This is a genomic window from Brevundimonas aurifodinae, from assembly GCF_040195595.1.
Lineage (GTDB): Bacteria > Pseudomonadota > Alphaproteobacteria > Caulobacterales > Caulobacteraceae > Brevundimonas > Brevundimonas aurifodinae.
The window spans coordinates 331,263-345,874 of the sequence record NZ_JBEGDD010000001.1 but is presented as its reverse complement, the minus strand read 5'-3'; the positions used below and the strand labels follow the sequence as shown (position 1 = coordinate 345,874).

Sequence of the window (14,612 nt, the reverse complement as noted above, 5' to 3'; positions counted from 1 at the left end):
ACGCTTGGCCGGAACGGGCCCCGGATCGGCGCGTTCGGCGGGGATGACCGATGCCCTGATGCCCGCGCCCGATGACACCCGCGACGCCCCGGACGAGGTCGCCGCCGTCGAGCCGCGCGTCCTGACGCCCCATGTCGCCCTGTCGCGGGTCACCGTGCTGGTCAATCCGCTGTCCGGTTCGGTCGGCCCGCGCGCCTATGGCGAGGTCAGGGACATCCTGGCGGAATACGACTGCCGGTCCGAAGTCGTCGAACTGGTCGGATCGACCCTGAACGATCAGATCGCTGCGGCCCTGGCCGAGGCGCCCGACGTCCTGTTCGTGCTGGCCGGGGACGGCACCGCCCGGGCGGTGGCCTCGCGCGCCGGCCACGACGGTCCCCTGATCGCGCCCCTGCCGGGCGGCACCATGAACATGCTGCCCAAGTCGCTCTACGGCACCACCGACTGGAAAGCCGCCCTGCGCGACGCGCTCGAGAACGGCGCTGCCCAGACCGTGTCCGGCGGCGTCGTCGAGGGCGAGGCCTTCTACTGCGCCGGCATCTTCGGCTCGCCCGCCCTGTGGGCCCCGGCCCGCGAGGCCATGCGCACCGGCAAGCTCAGCCTGGCCTGGACCTACGGCCGCCGCGCGCTGAAGCGTGCCTTCTCCGGCAAGATCCGCGTCGAACTGGACGGCGGCAAGGTCCGCCGCAGCGAGGCCCTGGTCCTGATCAGCCCGATGATCTCGCGCGCCCTGGACGAGCCGGTCGGGCTGGAGGCCGCCGCCATGGACCCCGACGACGCGGCCCAGGCCTTCCGTCTGGCGGCGAGCGCCCTGTTCAGCGACTGGCGTCAGGACCCGTCGGTCGTGACCCAGGCGGCGCGCCGCATTCGGATTCGCGCCCGCTCCCGCATCCCGGCGGTACTGGACGGCGAACCGACCCTTCTGCCCGCCGACACCACCGTCCGCTTTCTCCCCAAGGCCTTCCGCGCCCTGGCCCCCATGCCGCCGGCCGCGGAAGACAGCGTCTGATGCCGGTGGGGCGGCTGCTTCAGTTCTCCGACGTCCATTTCGGGGTCGAGCACAGGCGGGCCTGCGCGGCGGCGCTCGACTATGCTCATGCGACACCGTCGGACCTGATCCTCATCACCGGCGACATCACGCAGAAGGGTCTGCCGGACGAGTTCGCCGCCGCCGCCGACTGGATCCGCGCCATGCCGGAACCGCGCTTCGTCATCGTCGGCAACCACGATGTCCCCTATTACAGCCTCTCGGCGCGGCTGTTTCACCCTTGGCGGGCGTTCGAGACCGCGACCGGCTATCCGGCCCATGACGGAGAGTTCGTCTCCGACAGCGTCATGGTGCGCGGCGTCGTCACCGCGCGCGGCTGGCAGGCCCGGCCCAACTGGTCGAAGGGCGTCATCGACCTGGACCAGACCCGCCGCGCCGCCGAGGCCCTGCGCCAGGCGCCCGTCGGGGCCCTGCGGATCCTCGCCTGTCACCATCCCCTGATCGAGATGATCGGTGCCCCCATGACCGGCGAGGTCAAGCGCGGCGACGAGGCGGCCCTGATCTTCGCCGAAGCGGGGGTCGATCTCATCACCACGGGCCACGTCCATGTGCCCTTCGCCCTGCCGATCGATCTGTCCGACCGCCGTTCCTATGCGATCGGCTGCGGGACCCTGTCGCATCGCGAACGGGGCGCGCCGCCCAGCTTCAACCAGATCGAATGGTCGGCCGGCGAGATCGTGGTGACCGTGATCGCCTGGGACGGCTCGGCCTTCGCCCCGTCCGAGGTGTGGCGCCTGCCGCGCCGGCAGGACACCCGCCACGCCGAGACCGCGCCGGACCCGACCCACGCCGGGGTCCGCGAGGCGGCGGCGGTCTGAAACGAAAACGCCGCGCCCTTTCGGAGCGCGGCGTTGGATTTCGGCGGCTGATCGCTATCAGCGACGGTAGCGGCGTCCGTGCGACTTCTCGGTGAAGGCCGCGGCGACCATGGTGGCCAGGGCCGGATTGCGCAGGAAGATATAGCCTCCGGCCAGAGCCGCGACCGATCCCAGGATCGGACGCTGCCGGAACAGGGTGAAAGCGCGCGCGCCCAGACCCTCTGGCTCCTCATCCTCTTCCTCTTCCAGGGCCCCGGCGGCTCCCAGGAAGGCCACGGCCACGATCACCGCGATCAGGGCGAACAGCCCCGCCGTGATGGCGGCCGCGCCCAGCGGCGGAAGGACCAGCGCCAGGGCGTAATAGACCGTCGCGCCCAGAGCGACGACGGCGACGAAGGCGCAGCCGGCGACCACCAGGGCCGCCGAGAGCTTCTTGACGACGCTCTTGCCGATCATCAGCGACGGCGGCCAGCCAGCAGGAGGCCGAGCACCACGCCGACGCCGAGCGCGATCGCGGTCGACTGGATCGGACGCTCCTGCACCCGCTCGGTGACATAGCGCTGGGCCTCGTCGAACCGCTCGGAGGCGTCGTCATAGTATTCGCGGCTGCGGACGCGGGCCTGGTCGTAATAGTCGCGGGCCTGCTCGCGCACGACATCGGCGCGCTCGCGGATGCGGGCGTCGGCTTCGGCCGCCTTGGCGCGCAACCGGGCCTCGGCCTGGGCCGCCTTGGTCTTCAGTCGCGCGGCTTCCTCGCGCGCGCCGACCTTCAGATCCTCCTTGAGGGTGTTCAGGTCGTTCTTGATGTCTTCCCGAGCCTTGGTGGTCGCCATGGTGCGCGCTCCGTTGAATGTCAGCTTGACCGTAGATAGAGGCCTAGTCCGCTGAACGCCACACCCCGGCGACGGTTCCGCTGCGATGCGGGACGGAAGGGTCGAGGGTCGAGGGTCAAGGGGAGCGGGGCTACGGACCGGGTACGGGGATCAGGTGGCCGACTCGAAGCTAGCCGCGGTAATCTCACCCCTTGCTCTTCGACCCTCGACCCTCGACCCTCGAACCTATCTCCGACCTCCTCGACCCCCGTTCCGCCGGTAAGGTTTCGGCAGCATCTCCCTAGGTCTCCCTTAAACTTTGCCGGTCAGGGTGGCCGGGTGACATTCGCCGCCGAACCCTCGCCCGTCGCCAAGCTGGCGCTCGCCGTCGTGACGGAGCCCGAGCGCGCCCTTCCTGTGCCCTCGGGTGCCCGCGAGGACGCCATGCGGTCCCTGCTCCAGACCGCCGCCGACGCAGGCGTGCGCCTGGTGGCCTGCCGACCCCAGGGCGATCAGGAGCGGCTGCTGGGCCAGGCCTGGCCCTTCCCCTCGCCCTTTTCCGTCAGCGTCCGCGCCGTCGCCCTGTCCGAGGGTCTGGACCGTGTCGAGGCGCGCGCCCGTCGCTCGCTGGAGCGGATGGGCCTGCCGCGCGGCGATGTCCTGCTGGCCTCCGGCGCCGGCGATCTCGCGGGCGCCGAGGGCCGCGCCCTGTGGGACCGGATGCAGGCGCTGAAGGACCGGGGCCTGTATCGCCGCATCGGCTTTCTGACCACGATGGAGGACGGACCGACGCTTCTGGCGCGCCGCTTCCAGCCCGACGTGGTCCAGATCCCCTGCAACATCCTGGACCAGCGCGCCGTCAGCGAGGGTGTGCTGTCCGACCTCGCGGGCCTGGGCGTCGACGTCCATGTCTCTTCGGTGTTCGCGCGCGGCCTGCTGTTCGCCACCCGAGAGACCCTGCCGGCCCATCTTCAGGGCCACGGCGTCGCCCTGTCGCGCACCCGCCGGCGTCTGGCCGAGGCGCGCATCGACCCGATGCAGGCGGCGCTGGCCTTTTGCCTTGGCCTGCCGCCCGTGGCCGCCGTGATCGCCTCGGTGGCCTCGGCCGCCGAGATGCGCGCGGTGCTGGCCGCCGCCCATGCGCCGAGCCCCGATCTCGACTGGGCCACCCTGGCGCTGGAGGAACCGGCCGCGCTCACGGCCGGCTCCCCCCAGACGATCAGTCACGCAGCCTGATGACCCTCCCCCGTAGGGAGGAGGAGGACCGCGAAGCGGTGGAGGGGGCCGGCCGCGAACGGCGTCGTTCGTTGCGAGCCCCCTCCGTCTGCTTCGCTTCGCCGCGCATCCTTGAGGATCGGCTCGTATACGAGCCGACCGCAAGCCCCCAGCGGGGGAGGATTTCAGTAGCGCAGCCTGACGCCGACGTAGGCCGACCGCCCCGGCTCGCCGTATCCGAACACCTGCTGATACCGCGCGTCGGCCAGGTTCTCGATCCGCGCCGTCAGCGACACTTGATCGGTCAGGGCATATGAGGCGTTGAGGTTCGCCGTGACGAAGCCGTCGCGCACCCCGCCCGCATCGTCCTGATCGCCCTCGGCCCGCACCGTCAGCGCGCCCGACAGCCGCTCGCCTGACCAGCCCAGCGTCGCCGATCCCGCGTGCTCGGGCACCCTGAGCAGCCGCGCATCGGTCGTCTCGTCGCGCGCATTGGTCCAGGCATAGGCGACCGTCAGATCGAAGCCGCCCCCCAGCGCCGCCCGGCCCTCGACCTCGATCCCGTCCGTCCGCGTCTCGGCGATGTTCACATAGACGGCGTCGAAGGTGACGGGATCGAAGACATAGCTGATCTGGTCCTCCACGTTCAGCCGATAGACGGTGATCCGCCCGTCCAGCCGCCCGTCCGGCGCGGTCCACCCCAGGGCCACCTCCACGCTGTCAGCGCGTTCGGGCGTCAGGGCAGGAAAGGGCGCGGCCGAGAAACAGAAGTCGCAGACCGCCTGGCTGATCGAGGGTGCCTTGAAGCCCGTGCCCCAGGCCCCCGACAGGATGAAACCGCCGTCCAGGTCCAGCGCCGCCGACAGCCGGCCCGTCGTCTCGGAGCCGAAGTCGTCGGTGTCGTCCCAGCGAAGCGCCCCGGTCAGGCTCAGACGGTCGGTCGCCTCGACCGAGGCCACGCCGAACAGCGAGGTGGTGCCCAGGTCCTCGACCGCGCCGGTCGAGACACTGCCCTCGGTGTCCTCGCGTTCGGCGCCGAAGGCATAGGTCAGCCGTTCGCCCGCCGCCCCGTCCGCCTGCCAGCGCCAGACCTGGCGATTGGCCTCGAAGCTGAACGGAAAGTCCGCGATCGTGTCGCGAACCAGGTCGGAGGCCGACAGGCTCAGCTGGTGCGACAGTCCCAGGGCTTCGGCCGACAGTCGGGCGAAGCCGGACCACTGCTCGCCCTCGGTCCGGTCCGGCGTGTCGGCCAGGGCGAAGGCCGGGGCGGGAAATCCGTCGATGTCCGCCTCGCTCCTCGACCATCTCACCGACCCGTCGATGCGCGCGGTGGCCGACAGGGCATAGCGCCCCCGCGCCCCGATCGTGGTGTTGTCGAACCCGTCGGTCTCGGTCGCGCCGTCCGCCTCGTCGGCCGCGCTGATCCCGTCGGTGACGAAGCGCGAAACCCAGGCCCCGACCGCATAGGTGTCGGTGGCCACCCCCGCCGCCAGCCGGCCGCGCAGGGTGTCGAACGAGCCGGCCTCGGCCTCGGCGCGGACGCCGTCCACCTCGCGCGTGGTGAAGGCGATGACCCCGCCGATGGCGTCCGATCCCCACAGCGACGACTGCGGCCCGCTCAGCACCTCGATTCGCTGAATGTCGCCCAGCTCGAAGCCCGAGAAGTCATAGGCTCCGTTGATCTCGGCCGCGTCGTTGACCGGCACCCCGTCCACCAGCACCAGGGTCTTGCCCGGATTGGCACCCCGGATGCGGACCTGGGTCGGTCCGCCGAAGGCCCCCGACCGCACCACCGACAGACCCGGCACGTCTGCCAGGATGTCGGCGGCGAAGAGGGCGCCCCGCTGTTCGATGGCGCGGGCGTCGATGACGCGGGCGCCGGGGGTGCGCTGGGCGATGGCCGGGATGCGGGTCGCGGTCACCACCACCTCGGGCAGGGGATCGGCGATCAGGACCTCGGCTTCCTCGGCCCACGCTGGGGCGGCGAGCGCGGCCAGCGCGCTCGTGCAGAACAACAGACGTTTCATGGCATGTGACTCCGTCGACCCGGCTTCGGCGCGCGCCGGGCGTCATGACAGCGACCAATCCGCCGCCACCGGGGTGACGACGGCTCCGAGATCGGGTCGCTTCGACGGAACGTCCTCCTGCCTGTGCAGAAGGGGTTGGTCCCACGCCTCTGTCTGGTCCCGGACAGGGGGCGAGCGACGTCGGCGGCCAGGTCTCCTGGCTTGCGGGTCAACAGCTGCCGTCCTCGCCTTCCCGGAGCCGTCGAAACGGACCCAGTGACGCCGGGGGATGAGCCCCGGATCGGACGACGGCCTCGCCGCCTACAGTTGCGGGCACAGCCGCGGTGTTCGACCGCGTTCCCTTAACCGCCTGGGCGGAATGTCGCAGGTGCGAAGGCCTGAGTAAATCCTCACCCGCGCAGCGGGGGAGGATTGCCTTGAGCCCCGGTGCGCATTCCGTCACCCTGTCGCGACCCCATGAACGCGCCCCTGCAGCATCCGCCGAAGACCGATCCGCTTGAGGGCGTCACCCCCGTCATGGCGCAGTTCCTGACGGCCAAGGCCTCCCAGCCGGACGCCATCCTGTTCTTCCGCATGGGCGATTTCTACGAGCTGTTCTTCCAGGACGCCGAGGTTGTGGCCGCCGCCATCGGCCTGACCCTGACCAAACGCGGCAAGCACCTGGGCGAGGACATCCCCATGGCCGGGATGCCGGTCCATGCGGCCGAGGGCTATATCGCCCGGCTGATCCGCCAGGGCTTCAAGGTCGCCATCTGCGAACAGATGGAGGACCCGTCCGAGGCCAGGAAGCGCGGCTCCAAGGCTGTGGTGCGCCGCGACATCGTCCGCGTCGTCACGCCGGGCACCCTGACTGAGGATTCGCTGCTGGATGCGCGCGGGGCCAACCGGCTGGCCGCCGTCGCCCTCCGCCGGGGCCGCGCCGCCGTGGCTGTGGTCGAGCTGTCGGCCGGGGGGGTGGACTGTGTGGCCTGCCACCTGGTCGACCTGGCCGCCACCCTGTCGGCCTTCCGTCCGTCCGAGGTTCTGGTCACCGACAAGCTGTTCTCGGACCCCGAGGTCAAGGAGGCGCTGGACGGTTCCGGCGGCGTGGTCCAGGCCCTGGCGTCGGCCGTCGCCGAACCCGCCGCCGCCTCGGCGCGGGTCACGCGCCTGTACGGCGTTCAGTCACTGGACGGGTTCGGGGCCTTCGAGGAGGCGGAGGTCTCCGCGCTCGGCCTCATCGCCGCCTATCTGGAGACGACCCAGGCGGGCAAGGTCCCGGCCCTGTCGCCGCCCCGCCGCTCGGGCCAGACCGGCTATCTGGCCATCGACCCGGCCACCCGCCTCAGCCTGGAGATCGACCGCACCCAGAGGGGGGAACGAGAGGGATCGCTGCTCGCCTGCATCGACCGCACCGTCACCTCGGGCGGGGCCCGCGCGCTCGCCGAACGCATCGCCCGGCCGCTGCGCGATCCGGCCGCGATCAACGCCGGGCTGGACGCCGTCGAATGGCTGATGGAGCGGCGAGGCCCGCGTCGCGACCTGCGCGACGGCCTGCGCGCCTCCGCCGACGTGGCCCGCGCCGTGTCCCGCCTGGCGCTCGGCCGGGGCGGCCCCCGCGACCTCGCCGCCATCCGCTCGGGGCTGACCATCGCCGAGTCTCTGGCGGGGCTGTTCACTGTCTCGCCCGACCCCCTGACGGGCCCGCCGGAACGCATCACGGCGTGCCTGGACCGCCTGACCCTGTCGCCCGATCTGTCGCGGCTGATGTTGGACCTCGCCGAGGGTCTGTCGCCCGAGCCGCCCCACCTCGCCCGCGACGGCGGCTTCGTGAACCCCGGCTTCCGGCCCGAGCTCGACGCGGCCCGCGCGCTGCGCGACGACAGCCGTCGCGTCGTCGCTGACCTGGAGGCCCGGGCCGTGGCCGAGAGCGGCGTGCCCTTCAAGATCAAGCACAACGCCGTGCTCGGCTATTTCCTCGAGACCACCGCCAAACACGCCGAGCCCCTGTTCCGCGCCGGCCCCGAGAGCCCCTTCATCCACCGCCAGACCCTGGCGGCCCAGGTGCGGTTCACCACCGTCGAACTGTCGGAACTGGATGCGAAGATCAGCCAGGCCGGTCACCGCGCCCTGGCCATGGAGACCGAGACCTTCGAGACCTGGCGCGCCCATGTTCAGGCGCTGGCCCGCCCGCTCCAGGCGCTCGCCGAGGCCATGGCCGAACTGGACGCCACCGCCGCCCTCGCCGAATGGGCAGAAGAAGTCGGCGCGGTCCGCCCCGTCGTCGACGACAGCCGCTGTTTCACCGTCGAGGCCGGTCGCCATCCAGTGGTCGAGGCGGCGGTCAAGAAGGCGGGCGATCCCTTCACCCCCAACGACTGCCGCCTGGACGGCGAGGGCCAGGGGTGCGCGCGGCTCAGCATCGTCACCGGCCCGAACATGGCGGGCAAGTCGACCTTCCTGCGCCAGAACGCCTTGCTGGTCGTGCTGGCCCAGGCCGGGTGCTTCGTTCCGGCGCGGGCCATGCGGCTAGGCGTCGTCGATCGGCTGTTCAGCCGGGTCGGGGCGGGCGACGATCTGGCGCGGGGCCGCTCCACCTTCATGATGGAGATGGTCGAGACCGCCGCCATCCTGACCCAGGCCACCGACCGCAGCTTCGTCGTGCTGGACGAGATCGGGCGCGGCACCGCCACCTATGACGGCCTGGCCATCGCCTGGGCCTGCGCCGAGGCGCTGCACGACATGAACCGGTCTCGCACCCTGTTCGCCACCCACTATCACGAACTGGCGCGGCTGGAGGAGCGGCTGGACCACGTCTGCAACCTGTCGATGAAGGCGCGCGAGTGGAACGGCGAGCTCGTCTTCCTGCACGAGGCCGCGCCGGGGGCCGCCGACCGGTCCTACGGTGTTCAGGTGGCGAAACTGGCGGGCGTGCCCCCCGCCGTCGTCGCCCGCGCCCGCGCCGTGCTGGACCGGCTGGAGTCAGAGAAGGCCGCGCAGGGCCGCCTCGACGACCTGCCCCTGTTCGCCGTCATGGAGCCCCCTCCGCCCCCGATGGCGTCCGCCGTCGACGAGGCCATCGCCGCCCTGGACCCCGACGCGATGTCTCCGCGCGAGGCGCTGGAGGCGCTGTATCGGCTGAAGGGGCTGGCAAAATGATCCTCCCCCGGAGCGAAGCGAACGGGGGAGGATTAGGTGCCGACCCTCGACACCCACCTCGACGCCCTCGTCGGCTCGGCCGGCCTGCGCGCCTCGGTGGCCGAGACGCTGAGATCCCACCACGACGCCGCGCGCGAGAAGGTCGCCGCGAAACTGGCCAACGGCCTCCCCGGCGTCGAGGTCGCCCGCCTCTACGCCGCCGCCGCCGACGAGATGCTCACCGCTTTGTGGCGCTTCACCACCCAGACCCTCTATCCCGCCCCCAATCCGACCGAGGCCGAGAAGCTGGCCCTGATCGCGGTCGGCGGCTACGGGCGCGGCGTCCTGGCACCCTTCTCTGATCTGGACATCGTCTTCCTGCGCCCGTGGAAGACCACGGCCCGGACCGAGACGGTGGCGGAGTTCATGCTCTACGTCCTGTGGGACCTGGGGCTGAAGGTCGGCTCCTCGGCCCGGTCGGTCGAGGAGGCGCTCGGCCTCGCCCGCTCCGACATGACCATCCGCACGGCCCTGCTGGAAGCCCGACCGATCGCGGGCGACGCGGGCCTGACCCTGGACTTCCTGACCCGCTTCCACGCCCTGGTCGCCGGCGCCGACCCTCGCGCCTTCATCGCCGCCAAGATGGAGGAGCGCGACACCCGCCATGCCCGCACCGGGGCCGTCCGCTACCGGGTCGAGCCCAACATCAAGGACGGCAAGGGGGGGCTTCGCGACCTGAACACCCTGTTCTGGATCGCCCGGTCCCTGGCCCCCGACAGCCCGCTGGGCGCCCGGGTGCTGGACGAGCTCCTGACCGCCCGCGAACGTCGAGCCTTCGAAGAAGCCTTCGACTTCCTGTGGCGGGTGCGGTGCCATCTGCATCTGGCCGCCGGTCGCGCCGAAGAGAAGCTGACGTTCGACCTCCAGCCCGAGGTGGCCCGCCGCATGGGCTGGCGCGGCCGGGGCGACGAGCCGGCGGTGGAGCGGTTCATGCGCCGCTACTTCATCGTCGCCCGCGACGTCGGGGCCCTGACCCGGGCCATGAGCGCGACGCTGGAGGCCCGACAGCAGAAGAAGACCCTCAGCCTGTCGCGCCTGATCCCCGGCCGCAAACGCAACCTCGGGGTCGAAGGCCTGGTCGAGGACGGCGGGCGGCTTTCGGTCACGGGACCGGAGGTCTTCGTCGAGGATCCCGTCAAGCTGCTGACCCTGTTCGTCTGCGCCGACCAGCACGATCTGGACGTCCACCCCCACGCCTTTTCGGCCGTGACCCGGTCCCTGTCGCTGGTGACGCCCCGGCTACGGCGCGATCCGCGCGCCACCGCGGCCCTGCTGCACATCCTGGCCCACGGCCAGCGGCCCTATCGCGTCCTCACCCTGATGAACGAGGCGGGTCTGCTGGGCCGGTTCCTGCCGGAATGGGGCCGGATCGTCGGCCAGACCCAGTTCAACATGTACCACGCCTATACGGTCGACGAGCACACGCTCCAGGCCATCGGCATCATCAACGACATCGGCCGGGGCAAGCTGACGGCCGACCACCCGCTGGCCTCGGAGGTCATCCATCTGATCGCCGACCCCGAGGCCCTGATGCTGGCCATGCTGCTGCACGACGTGGGCAAGGGCGGCGACCGGGGCCAGCTGGAGGACGGCGCCATCGCCGCCCGGCGCGCCTGCGAGCGGCTGGGGCTGGAGCCCCGCCGGATCGAGATCGTCGTCTGGTTGGTGCGCCACCACCTGGCCCTGTCGGACTATGCCCAGAAGCGCGACGTCTCCGATCCCGCCACCGTCCGCGCCTTCGCTGAACTGGTCGGCGACCCGGAGCGTCTGCGGATGCTGCTGGTGCTGACCGTGGCCGACATCCGCGCCGTCGGACCCGGCGTCTGGAACAGCTGGAAGGGCCAGCTGATGCGCAGCCTCTACGGCGCGGTCGAGGCCCTGTTCCGGGGCGAGGATCTCAAGACCGCCGATCCGCTCGCCGAACACGCCGACCTGGTGGCCCGCGCCCATGCCGAGGGCGCCGCCGCCGAGGCCCGCAGTGGGGCCGTCGGTCGCATCGAACAGACCACCGAGATCGCGCTGGCCGCCCGCGACCGGCCGGGCCTGTTCGCTGACCTCGCCGCCGTGCTCGCCGCCGCCGGGGCCGACGTCACCGGGGCCCGCGTCGCCACGGCCCCGGACGGCACGGTGCTGGACGTGTTCCAGGTCCAGGACGGCGCCGACCAGCCCTATGGCCACGCCGAGCCGCGCCGCCTGACCTCCCTGATCCGCGCCCTGGAAGCCGCCGCCCGGGGCGAGACCCCCGTCGCCCCCCCGCCCATGCCGGCCGCCTCGCGCCGCCGCGCCGTCTTCGATGTCCGCCCGGTGGTCATGATCGACAACGCCGCCTCCGCCGACGCCACGGTGATCGAGGTGTCCGGTGCCGACCGGCCGGGGCTGCTCGCCGAGCTGTCGCGCACCCTGACCGACCACGACCTGTCGATCCGCTCGGCCCATGTCGCCGGCTTCGGCGAACGGGCGGTCGACAGCTTCTACGTCGCCGACGGCAAGGGCCGAAAGCTGACCAGCGACGTCCTGCTGGACGAGGTGCACCGGGCGCTGGAGGCCGTGCTGGACCGAACCCCCGCCGCCCCGTCCGGTCGCGCCATCACCGCCGCCCGCGCCAGCGCCCGCGACGTCTCCGGCATCGGCGTCCCGAAACCCGTTCCTTCGGCTCCGGAAGCGCGGTAAGGGCCTAAAAACCTCCGCTCATCCCCGCGAAAGCGGGGACCCAGACCTTTGGACGATCGGCGCCGCCTTGTTCGCACTGACGTTGATCCCGCCTGCTCGTGCCCCGCAAAAGCACTGGGTCCCCGCTTTCGCGGGGATGAGCGGAAAGGAAGGGCGGAGATGAGCCTCGCCCGCAACACCCTGGTTCAGGCGACATTGACGTTGGGCAGCCGCATCCTCGGCTTCGGCCGCGACCTCGCCCTGTCGGCCCAGTTCGGCCAGGGGCCGATGATGGATGCCTTCACCACGGCGCTGATGCTGCCCAACATGTTCCGGCGCCTGTTCGCCGAGGGCGCCTTCGCCCAGGCCTTCGTCCCCATCTACGGCGGTGTCCGCGCCCGGGAAGGCGACGCCGCCGCCGCCGTGACCGCGTCCGAGGCCCTCAGCTTCATGTTCGCCGTCGTCGCGGGGTTCTGCATCCTGCTTCAGGTCGCCATGCCGTGGATCATGCCGTGGCTCCTGTCGGCGTGGCGCGATGATACGGGCGTCATGTTCGCGGCCACCACCGCCGCCCAGCTGACCATGCCGTATCTGGCCTGCATGACGATCGCGTCCCTGCTGTCGGGGGTGCTGAACACCTCCGGCCGCTTCGCCCTCTCGGCCGGGGTGCCGGTGTTCCTCAATCTCTGCACCCTGTTCCCGCTCTTGGCCCCCTATGTGGTCGAGATGGACCAGACCACGGTCCTGCTGGCCACCTCGGCGGCGGTCAGCCTGTCGGGCCTGATCCAGATGGCGCTCCTGTGGTGGGGCGTGCGGCGGCTGGGGGTGACCCTGCGGCTCGGCCTGCCACGCCTGACGCCCGGCGTCTCCCGCACCCTGAAGCTGGCCGTGCCCGGCGTTCTGGCGGGCGGGGCGCTGCAGCTGAACTCGGTCGTCAGCCAGCTGCTGACCGGCTCCAACGAGGGCGCGCGTTCGGTGCTCTACAACGCCGACCGCCTCTACCAACTGCCCCTCGGTCTCGTCGGCGTCGCCATCGGCCTGGCCCTGGTGCCGCGCCTGACCCGGGCCTTCGTCTCAGGCGATCACGAGGGCGGACGCCGCACGCTGGACGACGGCATCACCCTGTCGATGGCCTTCACCCTGCCCGCCGCCGTGGCCCTGTTCGTCATCCCCTTCTTCATCATCGACGCTACCGTCACGCGCGGCGCCTTCACCAGCCAGGACGCCGCCCGCACCGCCGATGTGCTCCGCCACTTCGCCTGGGGCGTGCCCGCCTTCGTCCTGGCCAAGGTCCTGACGCCGCCCTTCTTCGCGCGCGAGGACACCCGTCGCCCGATGATCTTCTCGATCGCCTCGGTGGCCATCACGGTCGCCCTCGGTTCCGCCCTGTTCTTCGGGCTGGAGCGAGCGGGCATGGACGGCGTCGTCGGCCTGGCTGTCGCCACCAGCGTCTCGGCCTGGGTCAATGTCGCGCTCCTGGCCGGAACCCTGATGCGTGAGGGGACCTGGAGCCTGTCGGGCCGCTTCGCCTCGCGCTTCGCCCGCGTCTTGCTGGCAAGCGCCGCCATGGCTGCGGTCCTCTTGCCCGCCAGCGTCTTCTACGAGGATCTGGCCCGCCTGTTGCTGGCCAAGGAGGTCGCCGTCCTGGCGGTCTGCGGCGCCGGGGCCCTTGTGTATGGCGTCTGCCTCGTGCTTTTCCGCGCTGTCAGCCCGTCCGAACTCAAGGCGGTGCTGAGGCGTGAACCCAATGCTGAAGGATCGGGGGCCTCCACCCCCTCCGGACTGGACTGATGACCGATACCGCCCCTGAATACGCCGGCCCGCGCCGCATCCTGTCCGGTATCCAGGCGTCCGGGGCGCTGCACCTGGGCAACTATCTCGGCGCGCTCAAGCGGTTCACGGCGCTCCAGGACCAGGGCGCGCCCTGCTTTCTGTTCGTCGCCGACCTGCACGCCATCACGGTGTGGCAGGACCCCGCCGTCCTGACCGCCCAGACGCGAGAGATCGCCGCCGCCTACATCGCCTCGGGCCTGGACCCGGCGAAGTCGACCATCTTCCCGCAGTCGGCCGTTCGCGCCCATTCCGAGCTCGCCTGGATCCTGAACTGCGTCGCCCGCCTCGGCTGGCTGGACCGCATGACCCAGTTCAAGGAGAAGTCGGGCAAGCACAAGGAGCGCGCCTCGGTCGGCCTCTACACCTACCCCGTGCTCCAGGCCGCCGACATCCTGCTCTACAAGGCGACCGAGGTGCCGGTCGGCGAGGACCAGAAACAGCATCTGGAACTGACCCGCGACATCGCCGCCAAGTTCAACACCGACTTCAATGCGCCCGGCTTCTTCCCCCCGCCCGAACCCCTGATCCAGGGCCCGGCGACCCGGGTCATGAGCCTGCGCGACGGCGCGGCCAAGATGTCCAAGTCGGATCCTTCGGACCAGAGCCGCATCAACCTGACCGACGACGCCGACACCATCGCCGCCAAGATCAGGAAGTCCAAGACCGACATGGGCGTCATGCCCGACCCCGGCGAGAGCCTGGACGATCGGCCCGAGGTGCGGAACCTGATCGCCATCTACGCCGCCCTGTCGGACACCACCCGCGACGCCGTCACGGCCCAGTTCGCGGGCCAGGGCTTCGGCGCCTTCAAGCCCGCCCTGGCCGATCTCGCGGTCGCGGCCCTGGCCCCCGTCACCGCCGAGATGCGCCGCCTGATGGAAGACCCGGCCGAGATCGACCGAGTCCTCCGCGACGGCGCCGAGCGCGCGACGGCCATCGCCGATCCGGTGGTCGACGAGGTCAAGCGCATCGTGGGTTTCTGGCGCGGCTGACGGCGACTTTCGGCCCCGGCATCGTCGGGCCGGCTTCACCG

10 protein-coding genes and 1 riboswitch are annotated in these 14,612 nt (G+C 71.3%); of the genes, 7 read left to right on the top strand and 3 right to left on the bottom strand.

The window, feature by feature from the left end; genetic code table 11:
- Nucleotides 1–43: 43 nt before the first annotated feature.
- Nucleotides 44–1,009: a diacylglycerol/lipid kinase family protein gene (locus ABN401_RS01750; protein ID WP_349683091.1), complete on the top strand. Its 966-nt coding sequence runs from the start codon at nucleotides 44–46 to the stop codon at nucleotides 1,007–1,009.
- The gene (locus tag ABN401_RS01745) at nucleotides 1,009–1,866 is read left to right on the top strand and encodes a metallophosphoesterase family protein (RefSeq protein WP_349683090.1); all 858 of its coding nucleotides are present in this window, start codon (nucleotides 1,009–1,011) and stop codon (nucleotides 1,864–1,866) included. The genes ABN401_RS01750 and ABN401_RS01745 overlap by 1 nt, the downstream gene beginning before the upstream one ends.
- 57 nt (nucleotides 1,867–1,923) lie before the next feature.
- On the opposite strand, the gene ABN401_RS01740 is transcribed toward ABN401_RS01745, so the two are convergent.
- Nucleotides 1,924–2,322, bottom strand: a complete 399-nt coding sequence (locus ABN401_RS01740) for a hypothetical protein (RefSeq protein ID WP_349683089.1) — start codon at nucleotides 2,320–2,322, stop codon at nucleotides 1,924–1,926.
- A complete protein-coding gene (locus ABN401_RS01735; RefSeq protein ID WP_349683088.1) occupies nucleotides 2,322–2,699 on the bottom strand; it encodes a glycine zipper domain-containing protein in 378 nt (125 codons plus the stop codon). The genes ABN401_RS01740 and ABN401_RS01735 overlap by 1 nt, the downstream gene beginning before the upstream one ends.
- Before the next feature lie 318 nt (nucleotides 2,700–3,017).
- Between ABN401_RS01735 and ABN401_RS01730 the strand changes: the two genes are divergently transcribed.
- Nucleotides 3,018–3,914, top strand: coding sequence for an aldo/keto reductase (locus ABN401_RS01730; protein WP_349683087.1), 897 nt, complete (start codon nucleotides 3,018–3,020; stop codon nucleotides 3,912–3,914).
- A 164-nt stretch (nucleotides 3,915–4,078) separates the two neighbouring features.
- On the opposite strand, the gene ABN401_RS01725 is transcribed toward ABN401_RS01730, so the two are convergent.
- The gene (locus tag ABN401_RS01725) at nucleotides 4,079–5,920 is read right to left on the bottom strand and encodes a TonB-dependent receptor plug domain-containing protein (protein ID WP_349683086.1); all 1,842 of its coding nucleotides are present in this window, start codon (nucleotides 5,918–5,920) and stop codon (nucleotides 4,079–4,081) included.
- 189 nt (nucleotides 5,921–6,109) lie between these two features.
- A riboswitch (cobalamin riboswitch) is annotated at nucleotides 6,110–6,262 on the bottom strand.
- A 114-nt stretch (nucleotides 6,263–6,376) separates the two neighbouring features.
- Between ABN401_RS01725 and mutS the strand changes: the two genes are divergently transcribed.
- The 4 genes from mutS (at nucleotide 6,377) to trpS (ending at nucleotide 14,571) form a co-directional block, all read left to right on the top strand.
- Nucleotides 6,377–9,058, top strand: a complete 2,682-nt coding sequence (mutS, locus tag ABN401_RS01720; protein WP_349683085.1) for a DNA mismatch repair protein MutS — start codon at nucleotides 6,377–6,379, stop codon at nucleotides 9,056–9,058.
- A gap of 36 nt (nucleotides 9,059–9,094) precedes the next feature.
- Nucleotides 9,095–11,767 carry a [protein-PII] uridylyltransferase gene (gene glnD, locus ABN401_RS01715; RefSeq protein WP_349683084.1) on the top strand — a complete coding sequence of 891 codons (2,673 nt, stop codon included), beginning with the start codon at nucleotides 9,095–9,097 and terminating at the stop codon, nucleotides 11,765–11,767.
- A gap of 159 nt (nucleotides 11,768–11,926) precedes the next feature.
- Entirely contained in the window at nucleotides 11,927–13,537 is a 1,611-nt protein-coding gene (gene murJ / locus ABN401_RS01710; protein ID WP_349683083.1) for a murein biosynthesis integral membrane protein MurJ, read from the top strand.
- Nucleotides 13,537–14,571 (top strand): tryptophan--tRNA ligase, encoded by a 1,035-nt coding sequence (gene trpS / locus ABN401_RS01705; protein WP_349683082.1) that lies wholly within the window; start codon nucleotides 13,537–13,539, stop codon nucleotides 14,569–14,571. The genes murJ and trpS overlap by 1 nt, the downstream gene beginning before the upstream one ends.
- Nucleotides 14,572–14,612: the final 41 nt, after the last annotated feature.